This window comes from Brevundimonas sp., assembly GCF_965278935.1.
Lineage (GTDB): Bacteria > Pseudomonadota > Alphaproteobacteria > Caulobacterales > Caulobacteraceae > Brevundimonas.
In genome coordinates, this window is the sequence record NZ_OZ257124.1 from 807,165 (window position 1) to 831,193 (window position 24,029).

The window sequence follows — 24,029 nt, forward strand, 5'->3', positions numbered from 1 at the left end:
CTACTTCAGTTGGCTGACGTCGAGGACGTCCATGTCGGTATAGTCGATGTTCTCGCCGCCCATTGCCCAGATGAAGGCGTAGTTCGACGTGCCCGCGCCCATGTGGACCGACCACGGCGGGCTGACCACGGCCTCGCCGTCGGCCATCACGATGTGACGCAGCTTGTCGGGCTCGCCCATGGAGTGGAACACCCGGTTGGCCTCGCCGAGATCGAAGTAGAAATAGGCCTCCGAGCGCCGGTCGTGCGTGTGGGGCGGCATGGTGTTCCAGACGCTGCCGGGCTTCAGCACCGTCAGGCCCAGGGCCAGCTGGCAGGACGTCACGGTCCCCGCCACGATGTACTGATAGATGGTCCGCGCGTTCGACGTCTCCAGCGCGCCGCGCTCCATCGACGTCGCCTGACCCTGCGGGATCAGCGTCAGCGGGTGGACCGCATGAGCGGGCGTAGAAACCAGATAGAACCGCGTCGCCCCCGCGAACCCGACCTCGCCCGAGCCCATCGGGATATAGATCCCGTCCTTCGGCTTCAGGGTGAAGCTCTGGCCGTCGACGGTGACGACGCCGTCGGCGTGGCCGACGTTGATGACGCCCATCTCGCGGCGCTCCAGATACGGATTGCCCGCCGCCGAGGCCGGTTCGGTCTGTCTCGGCAGGCTGACGGCGCCGGAGCCCGGCTCCACGCCGCCGATGACCATCCGCTCATAGTGGGTGTAGTTCAGCCGCACCTCACCCGGGGCGAACAGGTCGGTGATCAGATACCGGTCGCGCAGATCGTCGTTCGAGGCGCCGATCATCGAACCCGGATGGGTGGCGTGGTACGTCTTGCGATACATGCGGCGATCCTCCCACCGGCGTTTGAGTGGCTTGGTAACCGGTGTCAAAACCAGATGCAAATGATCGAACGAAGGGGTAAAGCCCTCGCCAACCCCCATTGTCTTGCCCAGAGGAAGCCCATGAAAATCGCCCTGATCATCGAGAACAGCCAGGCCGCCAAGAGCTCGGTCGTCCACGACGCCCTGAGCGCCGTCGCCGTGCCGCTGGGCCACGAAGTCTTCCACTACGGCATGTACACGCCCGAGGATAAGGCCTCGCTGACCTACGTCATGAACGGCTTGCTGACCGGCATCCTGCTCAACTCGGGCGCGGCCGACTTTGTCGTCACGGGCTGCGGCACGGGCACGGGCTCGATGCTGGCCGCCAACGCCATGCCGGGCGTCTTCTGCGGCCTGATCATCGACCCGACCGACGCCTTCCTGTTCGGCCAGATCAACGACGGCAACGCCATCGCCATGCCCTACGCCAAGGGCTTCGGCTGGGCCGCCGAGCTGAACCTGCAGGACGTCTATCGCAAGCTGTTCGAAGGCGAGCGCGGCCTAGGCTATCCCAAGGAGCGCGCCCAGATCATGGCCACGAACCGCGGCATCCTGAAGGATCTTAAGGCCGTGACATGCCACGACATGCTCACCGTGCTGAAAAACGTCGATCAGGACCTGTTGAAGGCCGCCGTCGCCGGCGAGAAGTTCCAGGACTACTTCTTCGCCAACGCCACCGACGCCGGCATCCGCGACTACATCAAGGGCCTCGTCGGCGCGAAGGTCGCCGAACCGGCTTAAGCGCCTGCTGTCACCTCCCCATCGCAGATGGGGAGGTGACGTTGGGTGTCAGAGTTCTTTCGCCGAATCCCTGACGACCAGCGACGGCCGCACCTCGGGCTGGTTCAATTTGGCCGGGTCCATCCCGCGCATCGGCGCCAGCAGCTTCTCGGCCGCCATCCGCCCCATGTCGCGGATCGGCAGCCGAACCGAGGTCAGGTTCGGCCAGACCCGCGAGGCCATCGGCAGATCGTCGTAGCCCACCACCGACAGATCCCGCGGTATCTCCAGCCCCATGTCGCGGGCCGCCTTGAACACGCCCAGCGCCATCTCGTCGTTGCCGGTGAAGATGGCGGTCGGCGGCGGGTCGAGCGCCAGAAGAGTCTTCGCCGCCTCCACCCCCGACTCGAACGTATAGGCGCCGACGGCGACATAGCGGTCGTCCAGCGTCAGTCCTTTTTCGGCCAGGGCCTCGCGGAAGCCGCCGCCGCGCACCGCGCTGGAGCGGAACAGTTCGGGGCCGGAAATGAAGCCGATCCGGGTGTGGCCCAGGTCGGCGAGGTGTCGTCCCGCCTCCGCCGCGCCGACATGGTCGTTCGTGACCAGCATGGATCCCGGCTCGTCCAGAGACACCGAGGCGATACGGACATAGGGGCAGTCAAGATCGCGCAGGACCTGGATGACCCGTTCGTCCTCCGACATCGACGGCGGCAGGATCACGCCGAACAGCTTCTGGCGCTCCACGAAGGTGCGGATGTCGGACACCACGGTCTCGGACGTGCGGACGCAGGGGTGAACGACCAGCTCCAGCCCCGAGCCCCGCAGCGCATCCAGCACCCCCTGCTGCATGTTGACGACGTAGTTGGGGCTGGGATTGTCATAGATCAGGCCGACGAGGAAGGACCGCCGGAAGGCGAGGCCGCGCGCCTGAAGGTCCGGGGTGAAGCCGAGTTCGTCGATGACCGCATTGACCCGCACGCGGGTCTCCTCGCGCACGAACGGCGACTGGTTGATGACCCGCGAGACCGTCTTCTTCGAGACCGCGGCGATGCGGGCCACGTCGTTGATCGTGGGCCGTTTTCCGGGCTTGATCCCCGCGCGGGCGGATGTCGTGTCGTCGTCGGTCAAGCTCGACCTCTTGCTGTGAGCGGTTCAGCCTTACAACTGCTCAGGCTGCGACGCCATGCCTGCCCCACCGGATGACACCGATGTCGGCAAGAGCGTTGACACCGGTTACCTTCCCCTTCAATCATCCTCCAACCGACGAGAAGATCGGCATCTGGCAAATAACATCGGGACGACGCGTGACGGGCATTCATCATCATTCGGCGGTCGCGCCATGAGCACGGCGAACGCCCACGACCCGGACGCCCAGGGATCGGGTGACAGCGCGTCGGACATCGCCGCGCGCTTCGTCGATGCGCGCCTGTCGAAGACCGCCCTGCCGGACTATCCGGGCCAGCGCCCGCTCGACATGGCCACGGCCTATGCGACGCAGGAAGCCGCCATCGGCCTGTTCCCGGACGAGATCGTCGGCTGGAAGGTCGGCATGGTGCCGCCGGCGCAGCAGCCGACCCTCGAGATTCATCGCCTGGCCGGCCCGATCTTCAGCCGCAACGTCTGGATCGCCTCGTCCGGGCCGACGCCGCTGCCCGTCATTCCCGGCGGGTTCGCTGCGGTCGAGGCCGAATTCGTCGCCCGCGTCGGCAAGGTCGATCCGTTGAAGCTCGACTGGACGCTGGAGGAAGCGACCGCCGCCGTCGCCGCCATGCATATCGGCGTCGAACTGGCCGCCAGTCCGCTTCCGACCATCAACGAACTCGGCTCGGCCGTGGTGGCCTCCGACTTCGGCAACAACGGCGGTCTGGTTCTGGGCGCCGAGATCGAGGACTGGGCCGCGCGTCTGGACGGCATCGAGGTCCAGACGACCGTGGATGGCCAGGTCATCGGCACGGCCACGGCGGCCTCGATCCCCATGGGCATTCTGGAGTCGGTCCGCTTCCTGATCGAGCATCTGGCCCGTCGCGGACGGCCGGTCGCCGAGGGGACCCTGATCTCCACGGGTGCGGTCACCGGTGTTCACAGCGTCGCGATCGGCGCCCGCTCCGTCTGCGCCTTCTCGGGCGTCGGCGAAATCCATTGCACGGTCGTCGCGGCCGGAGCTTGATCAACCATCACGGAACCCGTCGCCCCGCGCCCGCGGTGACAAGGCGGGTCGGGATACGGAAACAATAGGGACGGGGTCCATGACAGACGCCACTGCGACCAAGGTCGAACCGATCCAGATCCAGCCGCCGGCGGGCAAGTATCGCTGGGTGGTGGTCTGGCTGCTGTTCGCCGCCATGGTCATCAACTACGTCGACCGTCAGGCGCTGGGCGTTCTGAAGCCGACCCTGATGGCCGAGTTCGGCTGGACCGAAACCAACTTCGCCGACATCATCTTCTGGTTCCAGGCGGCCTATGCCGTGTCCTACCTGTTGTGGGGACGACTGGTGGACAAGATCGGAGCCCGCTGGGGCTTCGGCATCGCCTTCATCATCTGGCAGATCGCCTTCATTGCCCATGCCGGCATTCGCAGCCTGCAGACCGCCATCATCGCCCGCGTTGCGCTGGGCATCGGCGAGGGCGGCGGCTTCCCGGCCGGCATCAAGGCCGTCACCGAGTGGTTCCCGAAGAAGGAGCGCGCCTTCGCCGTCGGTCTGTTCAACGCCGGCACCAACATCGGCGCCATCGTCACGCCGCTGATCATTCCGCTGATCGCTTCGGTCTGGCTGGGCACCGCCGAAGAGCCGAACTGGCGGATGGCCCTGATTATCGTGGGCGCGCTCGGGTTCCTGTGGGTTCCCGTCTGGTTCATGATCTACAAGCGCCCCGGCGAGCACAGCAAGGTCACCCCGGCCGAGCTGAACTGGATCTCCCAGGATGCGCCGGACCCGGTGCACAAGATCGGCTGGCTGAAGCTGCTGACGGTCAAGGAAACCTGGGCCTATGCGCTCGGCAAGTTCCTGATCGACCCGATCTGGTGGTTCTTCCTGTTCTGGCTGCCGGGCTTCCTCGGCAAACAGTACGACCTGAACCTGCTGACCTTCGGCCCGCCGCTGATCGCCATCTATCTGCTGTCGGACGTCGGCTCGGTCGGCGGAGGCTGGCTGTCGGGACAGTTCCTGAAACGCGGCATGAGCCTCGGCGCAGCCCGCAAGCTGACCATGCTGATCTGCGCCCTCGCGGTCACGCCGGTCGCGTTCGCGGGCAACATCGACAACATGTGGCTGGCGGTTCTGGTCATCGGCGTCGCCACGGCGGCGCACCAGGGCTTCTCGGCCAACCTCTACGCCATGCCCGGCGACGTCTTCCCGCGCTCGGCGGTGGGTTCGGTCGTGGGCATCGGCGGCATGATCGGCGGCTTCGGCGGCATGGCCATGGCCAAGTACGCCGGCTACGTGCTCGACAAGATCGGCAGTTACACCCCGATCTTCGTGGTCGCGGCCTCGGCCTATCTGGTGGCCCTGCTGGTCATCCACATCCTGTCGCCGCGCTACGAGCCGGCCAAGGTCTGATCCTCTCCGGATGGGGCGTCCCTCTGGACGTCAGGGGGCGGGAGTCGCAATAGAAGCGGCTCTCGTCCTCGCTCCGGAGTCCTCATGCCCAACGCCTTCCCGATCCCGTCGCCCGCCGACTGGCGCGCCGAGGCCGAGAAGGCTCTGAAGGGCAGGCCGGTCGAGGGGCTGGTCCATCTCGACGCCGACCACCTGACCACCCGTCCCCTGTACGGCCGGGCCAACGCCACCGACGCCGTCTTCGCCCCCCGCACCACCGACGCCGACGGCCGCCCGTGGGACCTGCGCACCCAGGTCGAGGGCGACGATCCCGACGCCGTCAACGCCGCCGTCCTCGCCGACCTCGAAGGCGGCGCCGCCTCGGTCCTTCTGTCGGGCTCGGTGCTGGCCGATTCCGAACCCCTCGGCCGGGCCCTGAACGGCGTGGCGCTGGAACTGGCCCCCGTCGGCCTCGACGCGGGTCTCTCCGGCCCCGATGCCGCCAACGCCTTGGCCGTGGTCGCCAAGGGTTCGCCACGCGCGAAGCTGATGTTCCACATGGATCCGCTGACGGCCTTCGCCGCGACCGGCGGCTCACCCCGCACCATCGAGGAGCACATCAGCCTCGCCGCCAACACCGCCGCCCGCCACGCCGGCGCCTATCCGGAAGCCAGCTTCTTGCTCGCCACGGGCCGCGCCGCTCACGAGGCCGGCGCCTCCTCGGGTCAGGAACTCGGCTTCGCCGCCGCTGCCGCCACGGCCTACCTCAAGGCCGCCGTCGACGCCGACCTCCCCCTCGACCGCGCCCTGTCCGGCACGGTCCTCGGCGTCAGCGTCGACGCCGAATATTTCGACAGCCTGGCCAAGGTCCGCGCCCTGCGCCTGATCTGGCGCTCCATATCCCGGGCCTTCGGCCATGAAACACCCGCCCGGATCGAGGCCCGCTCCTCACGCCGCATGTTGGCGGCTGTGGACCCCTGGCCCAACCTTTTGCGTCTGACCGCCGCCGGATTCGCGGGGGCGGTCGGCGGCGCCGACGCCGTGGTTCTGGACGGCTTCAGCCGCGCCTCGGGCCGTCCGGACGCCTTCGCCCGCCGCCAGGCCCGCAACACCCAGCTGATCCTGATGGAGGAGGCGCATATCGGCCGCGTCGCCGATCCAGCCGCCGGCTCCTGGTTCCTCGACCACCGCACCCGCGACCTGGCCGAGGCTGGCTGGGCCGAGTTCCAGCGCATCGAGCGCGAGGGCGGAATCGTCGCCTCCCTGCGCGGCGGCGCTCTCCAGCAGCGCATCGCCGCCTCCCGCGCCGCCGGCAAGGCCGCCCTGTCCGAAGGCGGCGGCCAGATGATCGGTGTCACCAAGTTTGTCGACGCCGACGTCCGCCCCGTCTCGGTCGAACCCTCGACGTCCGCCACGCCGAGCACCGGCGGCGACCGCTGTCCGCCCCTGCCGCCGTTGCGCTGGGCCGAAGCCTTCGAGGGAGCTGCGGCATGACCACACCCGATTTCACCAGGACCGTCCTCGACCTGTCGCCCCTCGACGGCGCCCTCGACCGCGCGCCGGTCCGCACGCCCGAAGGCATCGACATCGCGCCGACCTACCACGCGACGGCCATCGCCGACCTGACCTTCACCGACGGCCTGCCCGGCTTCGCGCCCTTCGTGCGCGGTCCCTATCCGACCATGTACGCGTCCAACCCCTGGACCGTGCGCCAGTACGCCGGATTCTCCACCGCCGAGGCCTCCAACGCCTTCTATCGCCGCAACCTCGCGGCCGGTCAGAAGGGGCTGTCGATCGCCTTCGACCTCGCTACCCACCGGGGCTACGACTCGGACCACCTGCGCGTCGCCGGCGACGTTGGAATGGCGGGCGTGGCCATCGACTCCATCCTCGACATGCGCACCCTGTTCGACGGCATTCCGCTCGACCAGATGTCGGTGTCGATGACCATGAACGGCGCCGTCCTGCCGATCCTGGCCCTCTATGTCGTGGCGGCCGAGGAGCAGGGCGTCGAGCACAAGGCCCTGACCGGGACCATCCAGAACGACATCCTCAAGGAGTTCATGGTCCGGAACACCTACATCTACCCGCCCGGGCCCTCGATGCGGATCATCGCCGACATCTTCGCCTGGACGGCGCAGGAGACGCCGAAGTTCAACTCGATCTCGATCAGCGGCTATCACATGCAGGAGGCGGGCGCCTCCGCCGACCTGGAACTGGCCTACACCCTGTCGGACGGGCTGGAATACATCCGCGCGGGCGTCGCGGCGGGCATGGACGTCGACCGGTTCGCGCCGCGCCTGAGCTTCTTCTGGGCCATCGGCATGGACTATTTCATGGAGGTGGCGAAGCTCCGCGCCGGCCGCCTGCTGTGGGCCGAGGCGGTGCAGGCCGAGTTCTCACCCAAGGACCAACGCAGCCTCTCGCTCCGCGCCCACTGCCAGACCTCCGGCTGGTCGCTGGCGGCCCAGGACGTGTTCAACAACGTGCCCCGCACCATGGTCGAGGCCATGGCCGCGGCCGGCGGCCAGACCCAGTCGCTGCACACCAATTCGCTCGACGAGGCCCTGGCCCTGCCGACGGACTTCTCGGCCCGGATCGCGCGGAACACCCAGCTTCTGCTCCAGCTTGAGACGGGCCTGACCAAGGTCATCGACCCGTGGGGTGGCAGCTTCTTCGTCGAACGCCTGACCCACGAACTCGCGGAGCGGGCCCGCGCCCACATGGCCGAGGTCCGCGAACTGGGCGGCATGGCCGCGGCCATCGAGGCCGGCCTGCCCAAGCTGCGCATCGAGGAAGCGGCCGCGAAGACCCAGGCCCGGATCGACACGGGCCAGCAGACCGTCGTCGGCGTGAACCGCTATCTGAACGATACGCCCGACGACATCCCGGTGCTCAAGGTCGACAACGCGGCCGTGCTGGCGGCGCAGATCGATAAGCTGAAACGCCTGCGCGCCGAGCGAGACGAGGCGAAATGCCAGGCTGCGCTGACGGCCCTGACCGAGGGCGCGAAGGGTTCGGAGAACCTGCTCGAACTCTGCGTCCGCGCCGGTCGCGCCCACGCCACGGTCGGCGAGATGTCCGACGCTCTGGAAGCCGCTTTCGGCCGCCACGTCGCCACGGTGAAGACCGTGTCGGGCGTCTACGCCCGCGAGGCCGGCAAGGACCCCAAGATCTCCCGCGCACGCGACATGGTCGCCGCCTTCGTCGAGAACGACGGCGGCCCGCCGCGCATCCTGATCGCCAAGCTCGGTCAGGACGGGCATGACCGGGGCCAGAAGGTCGTCGCCACCGCCTATGGCGACCTCGGCCTCGATGCGGTCGCCGGTCCCCTGTTCCAGACGCCGGAGGAGGCCGCGCGCGACGCCGTCGCCAACAACGTCCACGTCGTGGGGGCCTCATCGCTTGCAGCGGGACACCTGACGCTCGTCCCGGCGTTGAAGGCCGAGCTGGAGAAGCTGGGCCGCCCGGACATCATGATCACCGTCGGCGGCGTCATCCCGCCGGGCGACGTCCAGACCCTGATCGACATGGGCGCGGCCGCCGTCTACCCGCCCGGCTCGGTCATCGCCGATACGGCCATCGACCTGATCGAGAAGCTCAACCAGCGCCTCGGCTACGCCCAGAAAGGCTGAGCTTCAGGGCCGCTGACGACCGGGCAGGGCCTCGATCTCCGCCTCGGTCAGGGATCGCACGACCCGGGCCGCGCAGGGGCTCATGGCGGTGCTGGGGCTCAGGACCGTGATGCGCGCGCTGTCGCCGACACACAGGCGGTCGTTGATGCCGATGGTCGAGCTTATGGCCATCGCGTTGGTGGAGCCCTGATCGAGGCAACCGGTTGAGGCGACCTCGAACACCCCGCCGCCGAGGACCCGCAGATAGACCTGCCGGGCATCGCCCTCACGGAAGTTGATCACCCGCCCCGGCTCGAAACACTGACGCGGGCCGCCGTCGCGGGTGGCGATCTGCGCTTCCGGCGTGGAACCCTCGGTGGGCGCGCAGGCACCGACGGCGGACAGGGCGATCAGAACGGCGATCGATCGGCGCATGATGGCGTCTCCTCTTTCGAACTAGACGCCGCGACCGTCCTCCTGCCTTGCGTCGGGCGCAAGGGTCGCTCGCGAGGGCGTGATCCTTTCGGCGATGGCGGACGGCAGGGGGGAGGGCTGTCCCGCGAGCAGGGCGGCGACATGCTCGCCCAGCAAGGGCGCGAGGCAGAAGCCGCGAGAGCCCAGCCCGCCGAGGACGAACAGGCCCGGCTGGCCGGGCAGGGGACCGGCGACCGGCAGGCGGTCACGGGTGGTCGCCCGGGTCGCGGCGCGCGAGCGGACGGCTGATGGGCTTACGCCGGCGGCGAGATGCGGCAGCCGAGCGGCCAGGGCGGCGCGGTTCCGCTCCGTATCGACCATCCGGACTTCCGTCCCGGTATCGCCCCGGTCGTGGGTCGCCCCGAACAGGAAACCCGTCCCGGTCGGCGCGACATAGCCGCCCCAGGCCATGGCGTTCGGCGCCGCGCCAGCGGTCACCCATTCGGCCTGTCCGCGCACCGGCGACAAGGACAGGCCCGGCGCCAGGGCGGCGTTTCCCGCTCCGGCGCAGAACACGACAGACCCCGCCTCGGCCAGTACGGCGCCGGTCGCATCGAGGACGCGCCATCCCTCTGCACAGGGTTCGACACGCGCCGCCGCGCCGGGGCGCACGGCGTCGGGGTCCAGCCAGGCCGACAGGATCGCCTGCGGCGCAACGACGAAGGCGGCGGCCATGGACAGGCCCGGCCCCTCGACCGGTTCCCCGGCGATGCCTGAAGCTTCGGCGCCGTCTGCCGGCATGATCGCGCCGTCGGCCCAGATGGGCTGGGCGGCGATGCGCCCGAACCGCCGCGCATCCCGCTCGGCGCCCGCGAGTTGCAGAACGCCGCGCGCGATGACCGCATCGGCCAACGGGCTGTAGAGGGCGTCGGCCCGCTCCAGCGCCTGGGCGAACAGGGTGGCCACCGGCTCGTCGCCGAGGTCGAAGCGCGGGGTCACCAGGGCGGCGGGGAAGCCGGATGCGCCGGCGCCGGCGCCGGCCGCCTCGACCACGACCGGCCTCAGTCCCGAAGCCGCCAGGGCGCGTGCCGTGGCGGCGCCGGCGATGCCCGCACCGATCACGATCACCGGGCGCGGAGGGAGGCCGGGGACGGGATCGCCGGTCCGGCGCGCTTCGAGCCGCTCGCGCTTGCGGCCGTGTCCGGGGCGTTTCTCGACCGCGAAGCCGCGCTCGCCCAGTCCACGACGAACCACTCCCGCGACGGTGAAGGTCGCCACGCGGGCATCGGGCGCCGACTTCGCGGCGATGTGGTCGAAGACGGCTTCCGACCACATGTCCGGGTTCACGGACGGCGCGAACCCGTCGAGGAACCAGGCGTCGGCCTGGCCCGTCCACTGGCCCAGCGCCCATTCTGCCTCGCCGACCGCCAGATCGAGCACGGCGTGATACTCCGGCAGATCGATGCGGTGAAAGCCCGGCGTCGTGGCGGGCCAGCGGTCGACCAGGGCCGCGGCTGCTTCGGCGATGTCTGGCCAGGCCGTCAGGGCGCGGCGGGCCTCGTCGCGCGTCAGCGGATAGCCCTCGACGGAGAAGATGTGCAGCCGCCCGCCTTCGGGCCGGCGCTGTCGCCACAGATCGAGCAGGGCGGCGATGTTCAGCCCGCTGCCGAAGCCGAGCTCGGCGACCGTGAAATCGCGCCGACCCGCCCAGGCGTCCGGCAGGTCGCACCCGGCGAGGAACACGGCCCGCGTTTCGGCCAGCCCGTCCTCGGCGGAGAAATAGACGTCGCCGTACCGGCCCGACCTGGGCTCTCCGGCCTCGGTCCAGACCAGCTGCGGGTCGCGGTCATCCGTATCGGTCATCGCCGGGTCTATAGGCGGCCCGGCCTGTCGCGGGCACGAAAAAAGGGACCGCCCGGAGGCGATCCCTTTCCGTCAGACGAAGCGAACTCCGTCCGAATACTGAGACCGTGAGGTCTTAGTGGGCAGCAGGCTTCTCGGCGGCCGGGGCCATGGCGCCTTCAGCAGCCGGGGCCGGAGCCATGGCGCCGTCGGCAGCCGGAGCGGCGGCGGCAGCGGCTTCACCAGCGGCGGCGGCAGCGTCCGTGGCGGCAGCGTCGGCGGTCGCAGCAGCGTCCGTGGCGGTGTCGGCGGCGGCAGCGGCGTCAGCCGAGGCGTCAGCGGCCTTGTCTTCGGCGGCGGGTTGGCAGGCGGTCAGGGCCAGAGCGGCGGCCGAAGCGGCAATCAGGGCAACGATGCGCATGGGGTTATCCTCCTAGGGGTTTTTTAGGAGGGGCCATCAGACCCCTCCATCCCGGAGATAACGGGATCGTGAGCGGATTCGCAAGTTAAATCTCACGCGTTCGTGATCGTTCGTGGTCGCGGGCTTTCACGCCGTTCGAGCGAGCGGCGGAGGGTCGGAAACGACGTCAGGCCTCTGCCGGATTCGCCGAGAGATGCTCTTCCATTTCGGCGAACGACGGCTGGGCGGACGAGGGAATGTCGCCCCGGCCGATCTCGACCGAGATCTGTGCCGCGTTGCCGTGAAGGTGAGCGACCAGCACCGACTGGATGATTTTGTAGAAGGCCGCTTCCTCGTCGACGATCGCCTGCAGGCGCGCGGCCAGGGGGCCGACGATGCCATAGGCCATGAACACGCCCATGAAGGTGCCGACCAGGGCGCCGCCGATCATGCCGCCGAGGATTTCCGGCGGCTCGGTGATCGAGCCCATGGTCTTGATCACGCCCAGCACGGCCGCGACGATGCCCAGGGCCGGCAGGGCGTCGGCCAGGTTCTGGATCGCGTGCGGCGCGGCGGCGGCCTCGTGGTGGTGTTTCTCGAGCTGCTTTTCCATCGCGTCCTCGATCTGGTGAGGATCCTCGAGGTTCATCGTCATCATCCGCAGGGTGTCGCAGATGAAGTCGGTGGCGAAATGGTCCTTCATGACCTTCGGATATTTCTGGAAGATCGTGGACTCGCCCGGCTTCTCGATGTGGCTTTCCAGGGCGATGACGCCCTTGGACTTCATCGTCTTGGTCAGGGCGAACAGCAGGCTGAGCAGGTCCTTGTAGTCCTGCTTCTTCCACTTCGGGCCCGCGAAAGCCTTGCCGAAACCCGCCAGTGAGGACTTCAGCACCGGCACGCTGTTGGAAATCAGGAAGGCGGCGAAACCCGCGCCACCGATGGCCATCAGCTCGTGCGGCGCCGCATGGGTGATGACGTCGAACTTGCCGCCCGAGATCGCGTAGCTGCCGAACACGAGGCCGAACAGCAGCACCAGGCCGATAATCTGAAACATGAAGGCGTCCGACGTCCCCGAGAGAGGGGCCGAATATCGCTGTTAATGATTAACCGCTGCTTGCGATCCGGACCTTGATCGGCTGAGGAGGGATCGCGCTGCGATCCCGCTGATGCCGTGAATCAAGGTCCTCGTTTAGACTTGGAGCCTGATCCGACCGGAAAACCGCGAAACACTTTTCCGGATCAGGCTACAGCCTGTTATGGCCGCTCTGGATCGCGGCGAACCCTTCGCCGGTCAGCCTGGTGTAGCCGGACTTGCCGCCCCGCACGTAGACCTGTCCGTCGATCTTCTCCGGATTGAAGCCATCGGCGACCAGATCCACCTTGCGGTATTTGAAGGTGCCGGTGGTCTCCAGCGTCTTGGCCAGCCGGACGAACACCGGCCGGGCGTAGTGCGGCAGCTGTTCGTCGGCCCAAGCGGCGAAGTCCTTGGCCGAGAACCGACCCTCGACCACCAGGGTGACCATGCCCGCCTTGCCCTCGGCGCCCGGAACCGGGACGCCGTAGGCGATGACTTCCTTGACGCCCGGCGCGTCGGCCAGTCGCTGTTCGACCTCGGCGGTCGAGACGTTCTCGCCCTTCCAGCGGAAGGTGTCGCCGATCCTGTCGACGAAATAGAAATAGCCCTCGGAATCCTGCCGCATCAGGTCGCCGGTGCGGAACCAGCGATCGCCGCGCACGAAGACGTCGGTCAGGATTTTCTTCTCGGAGGCGGCCTTGTCGGCATAGCCGGAGAAGTCGTGGCGAATGTCGTCGCTGATCTTGCCGATGGCCTCGCCGATCTCCCCGACCGACGCCTCGCTGACGAAACCGTTCGCGCTGCGGATCGGCTCCTCGGTGTCGACGTCGAAGGCGGCCAAGCGGATATTGATCTGCTTCTTGAGGAATTTCGGCACCCGGCCGATGGCGCCCTGTTTTCCGTCGAAGTTGAACAGCGAGACGTTGCCCTCGGTCGATCCGTAGAACTCCAGGATCTGGGGGATGGCGAAGCGGGACTGGAAGTCCGGCCAGACGTCGGGACGCAGGCCGTTGCCGTAGGCCAGACGGATCTTGTGCCCTCGCTCGCCGTCCTGGGGCGGGCAGTTGACCAGATAGCGGCACAGCTCGCCGATATAGACGAACATGGTCGCCCCGGACGTGTTCACGTCCCGCCAGAAGCTCGAGGCCGAGAATTTCCGGCGCAGGATCAGCCGGCCGCCGTTGAGCAGGGCCGGACCAACGCCCACGAGACCGCCGGTCGAGTGGTACAGAGGCAGGACGTTGAAGATCCGGTCCGTCGGCGTCGACTCGGTACAGCCGGCGAAGGCTCGCATGTAGGTCCGCGCCCGGGCGTGATGGATGCGCGCCGCCTTGGGCAGGCCGGTCGTGCCCGAGGTGTAGATATAGAGGGCTGTGTCGCGGTTGGTGATGCCGTCGCGAATGCTGCGGTTCGGCCGCACCGACGAGCCGCTGCGCACCGCATTGTCCAGGCCGCGCCGCTCGGACACCTCGTCGGCATCCTTCAGGCCCAGAACCCACAGCATCATGGTGCGGGAGACGAAGGGCCGGGCCTCCTCGCACTTCCGCCAGGTCTCCTCGTCGGCCACGACCACGGCGACGCCGGCGATGTTGAGGCAATGGGCCAGGGCCTGGCCGGTCAGGTTGGTATTGATCAGGGCCGTGGCGATCCCGGCCTTGGAGAACCCCATCCAGGCGGCGATGTATTCGGCGCGGTTGGTCATCACCAGGCCGATGACGTCGGTTCGCCTGAGATTCCGGCTGCGCGCCCAGTGGGCGTAGCGGTTCGCCATTCCGTCGAGGTCGCGATAGGTCAGCGACCGATGCTCGTCCTCGATCGCGACATTGTCGGAGAATTTGTCGACGGCTTCCTCGAAGTCGTCGCAGATCAGCACGTCGCTATCGAGAGCGATCGGCTTGATGCGCTTGAGCAGCCGACGCAGACCGGCCGCGAACTTGAGATCGCGTCGGATGTTGGCCGCCAAACCCATGGTCGCAGTCGCTCCGTATGCAGGCGTAAGTCAGACTTGGTGATGAACAACCGGCGGGACGGGGTCAACCGGCAGGCGAATCCGTAACGGTGGTCGGCGCCGTTTCCTCCGGGGCGTGGCGCCATTGCGTCGGCGCCGTAGCGGAAACTCCCGGTCGAGGCGCGATCCGGCGGCGTCAAGGACGCGACGCCTGTTCAAGATCAGGCGTCGATGGCTCCCTATATGGTCAAGGTTTGGTCGTGTTCGATGTGGATCGCGGCCGGTTTGTGTCGATGACGGTGTTTCTTGAGGGCGAAGGCCTTCTTTCGGAACCTCGATAGCTGAAGGTTGTTTTGTTGGCCTAACCTTGGAGGAACACAGATGACTGTGACCTATACCGACGACGCCATTCGAAACACTTCGGTCGAGGCCGATACCTTCGTTCCGCGTTACGCCCGCACGAAGCGCGCGAAGAAGGGTGTGCGGACCTGGATGATCCTCGCCCCTATCGGCGCGCTTGCCCTGATCGGCGGCGGAGCCGCCATGATCCTGGGCGGCGGGACCGAAAGCCAGCCGCTGGTCGAGCCGGAACCTGTCGCACCCGCGGTACAGCCGATCGTGGCCGCGCCGCTGGAAAGCTCGGTCGCTCCGGCGGCTATGATGACCCCGGCCGCCGCCCCGGCGCCCGTGGTCCGTGAAGCGGCCCCGACTCCGCCGCCGGCCGTCCAGCGCCGGGACGCCACCCCCCGTCGCGCCACCCCGGCTCCGGCAACGACGCCCCGGGTCGAGACCGCCCCGGAACCGACCGGTCCGCAGCCCTACAGGGCCTCGCCGTCGGAGACGACGGTCCAGTCTCCGCTGACGCCGGCCCCGACGACGACGGCGCCCCGCGCCCCGGCCATCCAGACGGCCCCGCTGAACTGAACAGCGCCGAATAGAGAAAAGCCCCGGGCTCGCGCCGGGGGCTTTTTGCCGTCTGCGGCGATCAGCGGGCCGGCGCGACCCGCCAGATCACATTGCCCACGTCGTCGGCGACCAGCAGGGCGCCCAGTCTGTCGACCTGCACCCCCACCGGCCGCCCCATGGCCTCGCCTTGGTCGTTGAGGAAGCCGGTCAGGAAGTCCTGCGGCGCGCCGCCGGGGACGCCGTTGGCGAAGGGCACGAAGACGACTTTGTAGCCGGCCTTGGGTTCGCGGTTCCACGACCCGTGCTGGCCCACGAAGGCCCCGTGATTGTAGGCGGCGGGGAAGGCAGTTCCCTCGTAGAAGGTCAGGCCCAGCGACGCGGTGTGCGCGCCCAGCGCATAGTCGGGGGCGAGGGCGGAGGCGACCTTCGCCGGGTCCTGCGGCTTCACCCGCGCATCGACCGTCTGACCATAGTAGCTGAACGGCCAGCCGTAGAAGCCGCCGTCGCGCACCGAGGTCATGTAGTCGGGCACCAGATCGTTGCCGAGCTCGTCGCGCTCGTTCACCGAAACCCACAGGGCGCGGCTGTCGGGCTGCCAGGCCAGCCCGACCGGATTGCGCAGGCCCGAGGCGAACACTCTCTGGGCGCCCGTCGCTACATCGATCTCGTGGATCGCCGCCCGGCCCTCTTCCTCGTCCATGCCGTTCTCGCCGATGTTCGAGTTCGACCCGACGCCGACGTAAAGCTTCGTCCCGTCGGCGGACGCGACCATCGACTTGGTCCAGTGGTGGTTCCGGCCCGCGGGCAGGTCGGCGATCTTCGTCGCCGGGGCCGTGATCTGCGTCTGGCCCGTCTGATAGGGGAAGGCGACGACCGCATCGGCATTGGCCACGAACAGCCGGTCCCCGACCAGCGCCATGCCGAAAGGCGACATCAGGTTCTGCAGGAAAATCGACTTCGTTTCCGCGACCCCGTCGCCGTCGGCGTCGCGCAACAGGATGATGCGGTTCGGGCTCGGAGGCGCGGCGCCCGCGCGCTTCATGACCAAGCCCATGACCCACTCGCGTATGCCGCCCTTCTTGTCCTCGGGTTTGGGCGGGGCATTGGTCTCGGCCACCAGGATGTCGCCGTTGGGCAGGCGATACAGCCAGCGCGGATGATCCAGACCGCTGGCGAAGGCCTGGACCCGGAAGCCGGCCGGGGCGGTCGGCATGACGCCGGCGGGCCAGCCGACGGCCGGCGCGATGTTCACCGTCGGCGTCAGCAGGTTCCTGTGCGGTTCGACCAGGGTCGGCCGGGCGCCGTAGGTCGAGCCTTCGGGCGCGACCGGTCCGCTTCCGCAGGCCGCGATTGTCAGGGCTGCCGCACAGACGGTGATAACGAGGGGACCGTGACGCATGGTTCGCATCCTAGAAGGCGGGGAATTCGAGGCGGCTGACATCGTAGCCGAGGGCGCGGGCGCGCTCGACAAGGGCGGCGCGTTCGGAGGCGCTGGGGACCTCACGGGTATAGATCCAAAGCTTCTCGAACTTCGGATCGGCCGAGATGAACCAGCTGTAGTCCTCCGCGTGGTCCAGCACCCAGTACTCCCAGGTGATCAGGCCGCCGAGATAGCGGGCGCGGAGCTTGGCGTTGAAGCCTGGGTCGAGGATCGTGCCCGACGCGCCGATGGCCTTCTCCGACCCCTGCGGCGTGTCGCGCTGACAGGTGTCGCGCACGCCGATCCGCGTCGGCGACTGGACGACATAGGTGGTGGCCCCGGCCACGCAGCCGTCGGTCAGGCTCATGGGCAGGCGGGCGATCTCGAGCCAGCGGCCGGAGTAGAATCGTTCAAGGTCGACTGCGCGGGCCGGCTGGGGCGCGCGCACCTGATCGGCGGGAATGGAGGTGGCGCAGGCGCTGACGCCGACGACCGCGACGGCGGCCAGGATCAGGGTTCGGATCGACATCGGCATCACTCTCGCGCTTGATGGAAAACCGCAGATACGAGCGCGGTTCCGTCGCCGGACGCAGCGACGACGCGAGCCTATCCGGCGGCCAGATCTTTCGGCACGCGAATGCGTCGGAAGCGGGCCTCCACGAAGGCGTAGGCTCCGAAGGCGATCAGCCCCGCCGCCGTCAATCCCAGCATCAGGTCGCCCCCCGGCTGACGGTCCAGCGCGTCGAGCGCCGTGCCGAACGTCTCGACCCGCGACGACTGCGCCCGCCACCCCGCCAGCGTTACGAACAGGGCCAGCGGCAGGTAGGCCAGACCCCGCGCGACATAGCCCACCCGCGCGAGCGGCAGCACCCAGCGACGGACCGTCTTCGAACAGACCAGGGTCGCCCCGAAGTCGTTGACGATCCCCATGACGACATTGCCGACGCCGACGCCGGCGATGACCAGGCCGACGATCATCAGGGCCGCGCCTCCGAACGGAAGCCCCAGCAGGATCGACGCCTTCTCCTGATTTTCGGCCAGCTGCTCGGCGCCCATGTTGGGCCCGACCTCGTCCAGCAGTTCGAACACCCCGGAGGCCAGCACCGCATAGGCCATGCCACTGAACCCCTGCGTCACGCGCACGACCAAGCCCTGAAGGTTCGATCCCTCGCGGTCGACGTCGAACACGGCCTGAAGCACCCGCCAGCCGACGAAGGCCCACAGGCCCGCCCCGATCAGGATCAGCCACAGCCGACCGAACGGCTGCTGGGCCAGGACGTAGAGGACGCCATGCGGATCGACCGCCTGCCCCCTCATGCCGATCGCCGTGGCCAGCATCAGGATGCCGACCGAAACATAGACGAAACCATTGGCCGCGAAGCCGAACCGCGACGAAGCCTCCAGCGCGTCATGCAGGCGCGGAAACTGGTCGCGCCAAGTCCGACGTTTGCGGAAGCGGTCGAACAGGCGACCGGCCTCCCTGCGGAGACGGCCGAGGGCGAGGTCAGGGAAGGAAGCGGCCATGTCGTCTCGAACAAGCGGGGCCGTTCAACGCCGGAGGTTCCGTATGGCTCCCGAACCACAGCCACGACCAGGCCAGCATGGGCCGTGTGGTCTTCCCGGCAGAAGCTCCAAGTCCGTGGCCTTTGCACATTCGCCACCCGCTCTTGCCGCGTAAGGCGACAAGCATCACCTTTCGGTTGTAGGCAGCGGGTCTGCGACAGGTGCTGGGTGAGAAACTTGATCCGCATACTTCTCGCGGCCGGTTTATGCGTTTGGATGGCGGCGTGCGCCAAGCCCAGCGGAGATGCCTGCCAAGCGAAGGCGGACGTCATGCTTGAAATGACATTCATCGAGTTCGATCAGGGCGTCGATGGCTGGCGGTCGCTGGACGCCAGCCTCGCTTGCTCTGACCATGCCGACGATGTTCTGGCCGAGTATCGTTCCCTCCACGGATCCCGTCTCTCGCCTGCGAATGTCAGCCTTCTGATTTGGCACGAAGCTCAGGTGTTGGCGGCAAAGGGTGATGCAGCCAAGTCTGCGGATCTGATGCGGAAGGCTGCGTTTCCGGGGGAGCCGCAGTGGCAGCGGCTGTATCGAGAAGGAAGTATCGCCTTCTTGGAGGGTGACTTGGCAGGGCTGGAGGCTGCGAAGAATAGCCTGGCCGGATTGCCACGCGACCCGAGCCTGATCACGCCTGGCGGCACGGAGGCGGCTTGGCCGCCAAATCTCGACGTGCTGGAGGGACTCATTTCCTGTTTCGGAAAGCCCTACAGCGTCGCGTATGCCTGCCGCCGACCGCCAGCGACTTGGTAAATTCGAACGGCCGTTTTTCACCCACGGCAGATGCCTACGCCGCCGACTCACCCACCATCGACCGCGCCACCGCTTCCGCCACCTTGATCCCGTCCACCGCTGCCGACAGGATGCCGCCCGCATAGCCGGCGCCTTCGCCGGCCGGGAACAGGCCGCGCACGTTCAGGCTCTGGAAGTCGGCGCCGCGCGTCATGCGGATCGGCGACGAACTGCGCGTCTCGACCCCCGTGAGAACCGCCTGGGCATCATCGTAGCGGGCGATCTTGCGGCCGAACACGGGCAGCGCCTCGCGCATGGCGGCGATGACATAGTCGGGCATCAGCGGCGCCAGGTCGGTCGGTCGTACCCCCGGCTTGTAGCTGGGCTCGACCTCTCCCAGTTCGGTCGAGGGACGGCCCGCCAGGAAGTCGCCGACCAGCTGGCCCGGCGCGAAATAGTCCCCGCCCCCGGCCACATAGGCGCGGCTCTCCAGCTCCCGCTGCAGTTCGAGGCCCGCCAGCGGATGGTCGCTCCCGTAGTCCTCGGGCGATATGCCGACCACGAAGCCTGAGTTGGCGTTCCGCTCGTTGCGCGAATACTGGCTCATGCCGTTGGTGACGACGCGGCCGGGCTCGCTGGTCGCCGCCACCACCGTCCCGCCCGGGCACATGCAGAAGCTGTAGACGGTGCGCCCGTTCGAACAGTGATGCGACAGCGTATAGGCCGCCGCGCCCAGGTCGGGGTGTCCGGCGCAGGGGCCGAACATCGCCCGGTCGATCCAGGATTGCGGATGCTCGATGCGGAAGCCGATCGAGAACGGCTTGGCCTCGATATGGACGCCCCGCTCGTACAGCGTCTCGAACGTGTCGCGCGATGAGTGGCCGATGGCGAAGACCACGTGGTCGGCCTCGATGGTCTCGCCGGTGTGCAGGCGCACGCCCCGGATGGCGCCCTTGTCCATCTCGATGTCCGTGACCCGGTGCTCGAACCGGTACTCGCCGCCCAAGGCCTCGATCTTCTCGCGCATGGCCTCGACCATGGTCACCAGGCGGAAGGTGCCGATGTGCGGGTGGGCCTCGGTCAGGATCTCCTCCGGCGCGCCCGCCGCGACGAACTCGGTCAGCACCTTGCGGGCCAGGAAGCGCGGATCCTTGATCTGGCTGTAGAGCTTGCCGTCGGAGAAGGTGCCCGCGCCGCCCTCGCCGTACTGCACGTTGGATTCGGGATGGAGCTCGCCCTTGCGCCACAGCGCCCAGGTGTCCTTGGTCCGCTCGCGCACCACCTTGCCGCGGTCCAGAATGATCGGCCTGAAGCCCATCTCGGCCAGGATCAGCCCGGCGAACAGACCGCACGGCCCGGCTCCGATCACAACGGGCCTCAGGCGCTGTTCCTTCGGCGCGACGGCGACATGTGTATAGGCGACGTCCGGCGTGGGCTTTACATGCGGATCGTCGGCGAAGCGCGCCAGCACCGTCGCCTCGTCCCTGAGTTCGACGTCGAGGATGTAGACCTTCAGGATCGCCGACTTCTTGCGCGCATCGTGCGCCCGCTTCCACACCGACCAGGAGATCAGATCGTGCGCAGGCACGCCCAGGCGCGCGGCGATCGCTGCGGGCAGGGCCTCCGGCGGATGGTCGAGGGGCAGCTTGAGTTCTGAAAGGCGCAACATCGGCGGCCTTTTAGCGGCTCGCGACGCCGAGTGCATGGGGCAAGATCAGCGTCGCCGTTTCGGCGAAGGGCTGACGTCCGCTTTCGACCCAAAGCGGACGCCCACGTGACTAGCGCTCGAAAACTCCCGCCGCCCAAACGAGCCAGACCAAATACCAGAGGCCGACCACGACCATGGCGGGCCAGAAAGCCTGCGTCAGATAACACGCACCGGCTCCAACAATGATCGCTGGAAGACGAGCAATCATGAGCGCCCGATGACGACGGGCAGTCCGTTCGTCTCTGAAGGTTCTGTCGGCCCTGTCTCGTGCCATGCCGCATTGTGCGCAGGTTGGACGTCCGGTTGCCAGACCGGAGCCGATGACCGCTCTCGACCCGTTGCGGACATCCGCGGGCTGACTAATCTCGTTGGCTGGAGACGCCGTCGCTCAGACGGCCCGGGAGAAGCCTGTGAGTCCATTCGAGTTTTTCTTCAGCTTCTACGGACTACTCCTCGGTCTCTCGGTAGCGGTGCTACTGACCGGCTTCACGAATGTGCTGAAGCAGCGAAAACGGGTCCGCGTCGGCTGGCTCACCCCTCTTCTCTCCGCGTTCGTACTGGTGGACATCTCCAGCTTCTGGACCGGCGCGTGGTCATTGATGCAAGACGTGCCGATCCGTCTGTTGGTCTTGGTCATCGGATTGGTCGCAGCCGGAAGCTACTACATTGCCGCATCCCTGACCGTCCCCGATGACGTTGAGAGCTGGCCTGACTTTGACGAATACTTCGACGCTCACAAACACTGGGTCATGGGTGGTGTGATCGTCGCAAACCTCGTCGCATTCGAGGTCATGCCTTGGTTTACAGGCCAAACGGTTGCCGATCGAATGGAGTATTACAGCGATCCCAGAGGACTGCTCACCGTGGCCTATCTCGCCACTTGTCTGGCGGTGGCCTTCGTCAAAAGCCGCCGACTAAACCTCATCTTCCTGCTCGCACTACTCGTCTACTACGGCGTGGTCGCGTCTCGGGTGTTCGCGGCAGGCTGACGCTTCGGCGATGAGCAACAAGCCGCGAGCCGCCTCTGAAGGTCAGTCGGTGCGTCTCCCTAACCGGCCATGTGTGATTGTCAGGTCCCAACCCGTTGCCGGCATCCCAGCGCCGTGAAAGGATTTCGCGGGTCAGAGGGCGGACGATGAGCGGCTTCGAATATCTCTTCACATTCTATGGGCTTCTGTTGGGGCTGGCGGTCGCCAATGTCGCGACGGGCTTCGCTGACATGTGGCGGAGCCGGGATGACATAGGTCCCGGCTGGACCACGCCCTTGCTCGGCCTTTTCGTCTTGCTGGCTGCGGCACAGCAGTGGGTATCCTATTGGTCGGCGCGGGACGGGCTGACGATGGAGCCTTCGACCCTGTTGATTTCAATGGCGGTCGCCTTCCCATACATCTTCGTCAGCACGGGTATGTTTCCGCGCCAGCACGACAAGTGGCCTTCGCTGGAGGACTACTACTGCGCCCACAGTCGCGTCCTGATGGGCGCCTTGGCGCTCCCGCCCCTGGCGTCGCTGCTCTACAATGTCGTGCTCTTTGGTTTTCCGGATACGGGACAAATGGCGATCACCGTAGTCCGTATCGGCATACCTGCCGCGCTGATGCTGACCAGTCGCCCTCTGCTGCACCGGATCGGGTTGGGTCTGTTGTGCGGTCTGATGCTGTACAGAATGTTCGCCGACTACAGCTAGCTGGCCAATGTTCGCTTTCCACCCCTAGCCGACCCTTGGGAAAGTCCACTCCCTGACGGCGATTGAAAGTCCGCTTTCAGCCCGGAACGCTATGGCCGATCCCGACCCGTTGCGGACCTTCGGGTGGCGGACCATCATGCAACCCATGACAGAGGAAGTCCCCGGACTCTGGTGGGTCGCACCGTCGAGCTTTGCGGCCCTGTTGGACCGCTCTAATCGCCGCCGGTTGATGGAAGCCCATTGGCTGGAAAGCATAGATTGGCGTTGGGCAGAGCGTGAGGATTGGCCATCCAAGGGGTTCCTTGTCGGAGACTTTGCGCACGCAAAGAAGGGTGGGTTCGGGTTTGTTGCCGACGTAGGCCCTAAGCGATTGTTCGCAGTGCCCCGGGGGTGGGCTGAGCCTGAGTGGGAACTGGCTGAGATCAGCGTGGCGGACGGTCGATGGCGCGATTTGGGATACTTCGAGCCGTGGTCGCCCACATGGGTCTGGCCAAACTTGTTGGATCATCCCTCCCGAAGGGTCCGCTGACTACCCTCGCTGAATGTCCGCTTTCCACCCATGGCGGACATCCAGCGCGTCTGCTCCTCGCGCGAGCAAAAACGTCTCCTTTTAGTCTCCAAGGCGAAGACGGCTCTCGAGCCGTGGAGGACGTTCGAGCAGACGAGCGCTCGAAGGCCATCGACCGCTGGCTTCCATGCTGCCAGCCCACCGCCAGGCCTCGCGCTCCGGGAGAGTCATCCGCCGCCTGAAGTCACGGGATACGCGGGCGCAAGCGTGGACTCGGGCGGTAGACAGTCGAAAATGGTTAATATAACCGTGGTCAGGCGGGTCGCCGACCTCCCGCCAGGGTTCGCCTGCCGGGGGAAAAGTGAAGTCTCGCAGGGATTTGAAATGGTAGCTGACTGAATGGAACCGATCACTTCTATCGTCGCCGCCATGCTGATCTCCGGCGCCGCGGCGCCGGCGGACGGCCACGGCTGCCCCGAAACGCCGCATTACGGCGATGCGCCCTGCGCGTGCACGCGCGTCGTCGACTTCTACGGCCCCTGGACCGGCGGCGGCGCCGGCTGGCCGGGTCCGGGGGGGTGGGGCCCGCCGATCAACAACCCGGGACCCGCCATTCACGTGTCGTCGCCGGGCATCCGCGTGATCGGTCGCCCGATCAACGTCGCCGGCCCGGTCATCTACATCGACGGACCTCCGGTCTATGTCGACGCGCCGCCGATCCGCATCGCCCCGGCCCAGATCTACGTCCAGCGTCCGGACGTGATCGTCCGTCCGTCGCAAATCATGGTCGAGCCGCCGGAAGTCCACTTCTCGGACTGCGCCGACGGCACGGTCTGCACGCCTGCCGACGGCGGCGGTGGCGGCCACATGCCGGCCTACGAGGCGCCTCCGTCGCCGGTGGGCGAATCCGTTGTGCTTTCGTCAAGGGCGCCGTCACCCACGCCGCCGCCGGCGCTCGAACCCGTTGCGCCTCCGTCAAGCATGCAGCCCCCCCCTCCGCCGCGCGCTCCGTACTATCCGCCCAGACAGGATCGAAACTGACTGTGACGGCCCAGGGCGTTTGGACAACAGCGCCGACGCGTA

The 24,029-nt window shown here is 67.4% G+C and carries 21 protein-coding genes; 10 read left to right on the plus strand and 11 right to left on the minus strand.

The annotated features are described in order from the left end of the window. Window positions 1–834, minus strand: a complete 834-nt coding sequence (kduI, locus tag ACQY68_RS04085) for a 5-dehydro-4-deoxy-D-glucuronate isomerase (protein ID WP_428151780.1) — start codon at window positions 832–834, stop codon at window positions 1–3. 120 nt (window positions 835–954) lie between these two features. Between kduI and ACQY68_RS04090 the strand changes: the two genes are divergently transcribed. Then, the gene (locus ACQY68_RS04090) at window positions 955–1,614 is read left to right on the plus strand and encodes an RpiB/LacA/LacB family sugar-phosphate isomerase (protein ID WP_428151781.1); all 660 of its coding nucleotides are present in this window, start codon (window positions 955–957) and stop codon (window positions 1,612–1,614) included. 48 nt (window positions 1,615–1,662) lie between these two features. Here the strand turns inward: ACQY68_RS04090 and ACQY68_RS04095 are convergent, their stop codons facing one another. Then, window positions 1,663–2,721 (minus strand): LacI family DNA-binding transcriptional regulator, encoded by a 1,059-nt coding sequence (locus tag ACQY68_RS04095; protein ID WP_428151782.1) that lies wholly within the window; start codon window positions 2,719–2,721, stop codon window positions 1,663–1,665. A gap of 211 nt (window positions 2,722–2,932) precedes the next feature. On the opposite strand from ACQY68_RS04095, the gene ACQY68_RS04100 reads away from it, so the two are divergent. The 4 genes from ACQY68_RS04100 to scpA all read left to right on the plus strand — a co-directional run bounded on the left by ACQY68_RS04100 (window position 2,933) and on the right by scpA (window position 8,764). After that, a complete protein-coding gene (locus ACQY68_RS04100; protein ID WP_428151783.1) occupies window positions 2,933–3,760 on the plus strand; it encodes a 2-keto-4-pentenoate hydratase in 828 nt (275 codons plus the stop codon). Window positions 3,761–3,839: 79 nt separating this feature from the next. Then, complete coding sequence (locus ACQY68_RS04105) at window positions 3,840–5,150, plus strand: MFS transporter (protein WP_428151784.1); 1,311 nt, start codon at window positions 3,840–3,842, stop codon at window positions 5,148–5,150. 84 nt (window positions 5,151–5,234) lie between these two features. Then, the gene (locus ACQY68_RS04110) at window positions 5,235–6,623 is read left to right on the plus strand and encodes a methylmalonyl-CoA mutase family protein (RefSeq protein WP_428151785.1); all 1,389 of its coding nucleotides are present in this window, start codon (window positions 5,235–5,237) and stop codon (window positions 6,621–6,623) included. Further along, a complete protein-coding gene (scpA, locus tag ACQY68_RS04115) occupies window positions 6,620–8,764 on the plus strand; it encodes a methylmalonyl-CoA mutase (protein ID WP_428151786.1) in 2,145 nt (714 codons plus the stop codon). Before ACQY68_RS04110 ends, scpA begins: the two co-directional genes overlap by 4 nt. 3 nt (window positions 8,765–8,767) lie before the next feature. Here scpA and ACQY68_RS04120 read toward each other — a convergent pair whose 3' ends face one another. From ACQY68_RS04120 to ACQY68_RS04140, 5 genes are all read right to left on the minus strand, one after another. Continuing rightward, entirely contained in the window at window positions 8,768–9,178 is a 411-nt protein-coding gene (locus ACQY68_RS04120) for a hypothetical protein (RefSeq protein WP_428151787.1), read from the minus strand. A 21-nt stretch (window positions 9,179–9,199) separates the two neighbouring features. Next, on the minus strand, window positions 9,200–11,020 hold the full coding sequence (mnmD, locus tag ACQY68_RS04125; RefSeq protein WP_428151788.1) for a tRNA (5-methylaminomethyl-2-thiouridine)(34)-methyltransferase MnmD: 1,821 nt from the start codon (window positions 11,018–11,020) through the stop codon (window positions 9,200–9,202). Window positions 11,021–11,135: 115 nt separating this feature from the next. Then, entirely contained in the window at window positions 11,136–11,420 is a 285-nt protein-coding gene (locus ACQY68_RS04130; RefSeq protein ID WP_428151789.1) for a hypothetical protein, read from the minus strand. A gap of 166 nt (window positions 11,421–11,586) precedes the next feature. Further along, window positions 11,587–12,456, minus strand: coding sequence for a flagellar motor stator protein MotA (gene motA, locus ACQY68_RS04135; protein WP_428151790.1), 870 nt, complete (start codon window positions 12,454–12,456; stop codon window positions 11,587–11,589). 190 nt (window positions 12,457–12,646) lie between these two features. Beyond that, the gene (locus ACQY68_RS04140) at window positions 12,647–14,446 is read right to left on the minus strand and encodes a long-chain-acyl-CoA synthetase (RefSeq protein WP_428151791.1); all 1,800 of its coding nucleotides are present in this window, start codon (window positions 14,444–14,446) and stop codon (window positions 12,647–12,649) included. A 360-nt stretch (window positions 14,447–14,806) separates the two neighbouring features. Between ACQY68_RS04140 and ACQY68_RS04145 the strand changes: the two genes are divergently transcribed. After that, entirely contained in the window at window positions 14,807–15,349 is a 543-nt protein-coding gene (locus ACQY68_RS04145) for a hypothetical protein (protein ID WP_428151792.1), read from the plus strand. A gap of 61 nt (window positions 15,350–15,410) precedes the next feature. On the opposite strand, the gene ACQY68_RS04150 is transcribed toward ACQY68_RS04145, so the two are convergent. From ACQY68_RS04150 to ACQY68_RS04160, 3 genes are all read right to left on the minus strand, one after another. Further along, complete coding sequence (locus ACQY68_RS04150) at window positions 15,411–16,739, minus strand: PQQ-dependent sugar dehydrogenase (RefSeq protein ID WP_428151793.1); 1,329 nt, start codon at window positions 16,737–16,739, stop codon at window positions 15,411–15,413. Between the two features lies 1 nt (window position 16,740). Beyond that, a complete protein-coding gene (locus ACQY68_RS04155) occupies window positions 16,741–17,280 on the minus strand; it encodes a lipocalin family protein (protein WP_428151794.1) in 540 nt (179 codons plus the stop codon). A gap of 77 nt (window positions 17,281–17,357) precedes the next feature. Continuing rightward, window positions 17,358–18,275, minus strand: coding sequence for a DUF1206 domain-containing protein (locus ACQY68_RS04160; protein WP_428151795.1), 918 nt, complete (start codon window positions 18,273–18,275; stop codon window positions 17,358–17,360). A gap of 216 nt (window positions 18,276–18,491) precedes the next feature. On the opposite strand from ACQY68_RS04160, the gene ACQY68_RS04165 reads away from it, so the two are divergent. Further along, on the plus strand, window positions 18,492–19,067 hold the full coding sequence (locus ACQY68_RS04165; RefSeq protein WP_428151796.1) for a hypothetical protein: 576 nt from the start codon (window positions 18,492–18,494) through the stop codon (window positions 19,065–19,067). Window positions 19,068–19,101: 34 nt separating this feature from the next. Here the strand turns inward: ACQY68_RS04165 and ACQY68_RS04170 are convergent, their stop codons facing one another. After that, entirely contained in the window at window positions 19,102–20,715 is a 1,614-nt protein-coding gene (locus ACQY68_RS04170; RefSeq protein WP_428151797.1) for an NAD(P)/FAD-dependent oxidoreductase, read from the minus strand. Window positions 20,716–21,164: 449 nt separating this feature from the next. Here ACQY68_RS04170 and ACQY68_RS04175 point away from each other — a divergent pair, with 449 nt between their 5' ends. The 3 genes from ACQY68_RS04175 to ACQY68_RS04185 all read left to right on the plus strand — a co-directional run bounded on the left by ACQY68_RS04175 (window position 21,165) and on the right by ACQY68_RS04185 (window position 23,987). Continuing rightward, a complete protein-coding gene (locus ACQY68_RS04175; protein ID WP_428151798.1) occupies window positions 21,165–21,743 on the plus strand; it encodes a hypothetical protein in 579 nt (192 codons plus the stop codon). 146 nt (window positions 21,744–21,889) lie between these two features. Then, entirely contained in the window at window positions 21,890–22,438 is a 549-nt protein-coding gene (locus tag ACQY68_RS04180; protein ID WP_428151799.1) for a hypothetical protein, read from the plus strand. A gap of 907 nt (window positions 22,439–23,345) precedes the next feature. Further along, window positions 23,346–23,987 (plus strand): hypothetical protein, encoded by a 642-nt coding sequence (locus ACQY68_RS04185; protein WP_428151800.1) that lies wholly within the window; start codon window positions 23,346–23,348, stop codon window positions 23,985–23,987. The last annotated feature ends 42 nt before the right edge of the window (window positions 23,988–24,029 follow it).

Bases quoted from the DNA above. Each gene is read 5' to 3' on its own strand.
- motA (WP_428151790.1), bottom strand. From the start codon at position 12,456: ATGTTTCAGATTATCGGCCTGGTGCTGCTGTTCGGCCTCGTGTTCGGC.
- ACQY68_RS04185 (WP_428151800.1), top strand. From the start codon at position 23,346: ATGGAACCGATCACTTCTATCGTCGCCGCCATGCTGATCTCCGGCGCC.
- ACQY68_RS04140 (WP_428151791.1), bottom strand. From the start codon at position 14,446: ATGGGTTTGGCGGCCAACATCCGACGCGATCTCAAGTTCGCGGCCGGT.
- ACQY68_RS04155 (WP_428151794.1), bottom strand. From the start codon at position 17,280: ATGTCGATCCGAACCCTGATCCTGGCCGCCGTCGCGGTCGTCGGCGTC.
- ACQY68_RS04100 (WP_428151783.1), top strand. From the start codon at position 2,933: ATGAGCACGGCGAACGCCCACGACCCGGACGCCCAGGGATCGGGTGAC.
- ACQY68_RS04090 (WP_428151781.1), top strand. From the start codon at position 955: ATGAAAATCGCCCTGATCATCGAGAACAGCCAGGCCGCCAAGAGCTCG.
- ACQY68_RS04130 (WP_428151789.1), bottom strand. From the start codon at position 11,420: ATGCGCATCGTTGCCCTGATTGCCGCTTCGGCCGCCGCTCTGGCCCTG.
- scpA (WP_428151786.1), top strand. From the start codon at position 6,620: ATGACCACACCCGATTTCACCAGGACCGTCCTCGACCTGTCGCCCCTC.
- ACQY68_RS04110 (WP_428151785.1), top strand. From the start codon at position 5,235: ATGCCCAACGCCTTCCCGATCCCGTCGCCCGCCGACTGGCGCGCCGAG.
- ACQY68_RS04150 (WP_428151793.1), bottom strand. From the start codon at position 16,739: ATGCGAACCATGCGTCACGGTCCCCTCGTTATCACCGTCTGTGCGGCA.
- ACQY68_RS04145 (WP_428151792.1), top strand. From the start codon at position 14,807: ATGACTGTGACCTATACCGACGACGCCATTCGAAACACTTCGGTCGAG.
- kduI (WP_428151780.1), bottom strand. From the start codon at position 834: ATGTATCGCAAGACGTACCACGCCACCCATCCGGGTTCGATGATCGGC.
- mnmD (WP_428151788.1), bottom strand. From the start codon at position 11,020: ATGACCGATACGGATGACCGCGACCCGCAGCTGGTCTGGACCGAGGCC.
- ACQY68_RS04180 (WP_428151799.1), top strand. From the start codon at position 21,890: ATGAGCGGCTTCGAATATCTCTTCACATTCTATGGGCTTCTGTTGGGG.
- ACQY68_RS04120 (WP_428151787.1), bottom strand. From the start codon at position 9,178: ATGCGCCGATCGATCGCCGTTCTGATCGCCCTGTCCGCCGTCGGTGCC.
- ACQY68_RS04105 (WP_428151784.1), top strand. From the start codon at position 3,840: ATGACAGACGCCACTGCGACCAAGGTCGAACCGATCCAGATCCAGCCG.
- ACQY68_RS04160 (WP_428151795.1), bottom strand. From the start codon at position 18,275: ATGGCCGCTTCCTTCCCTGACCTCGCCCTCGGCCGTCTCCGCAGGGAG.
- ACQY68_RS04170 (WP_428151797.1), bottom strand. From the start codon at position 20,715: ATGTTGCGCCTTTCAGAACTCAAGCTGCCCCTCGACCATCCGCCGGAG.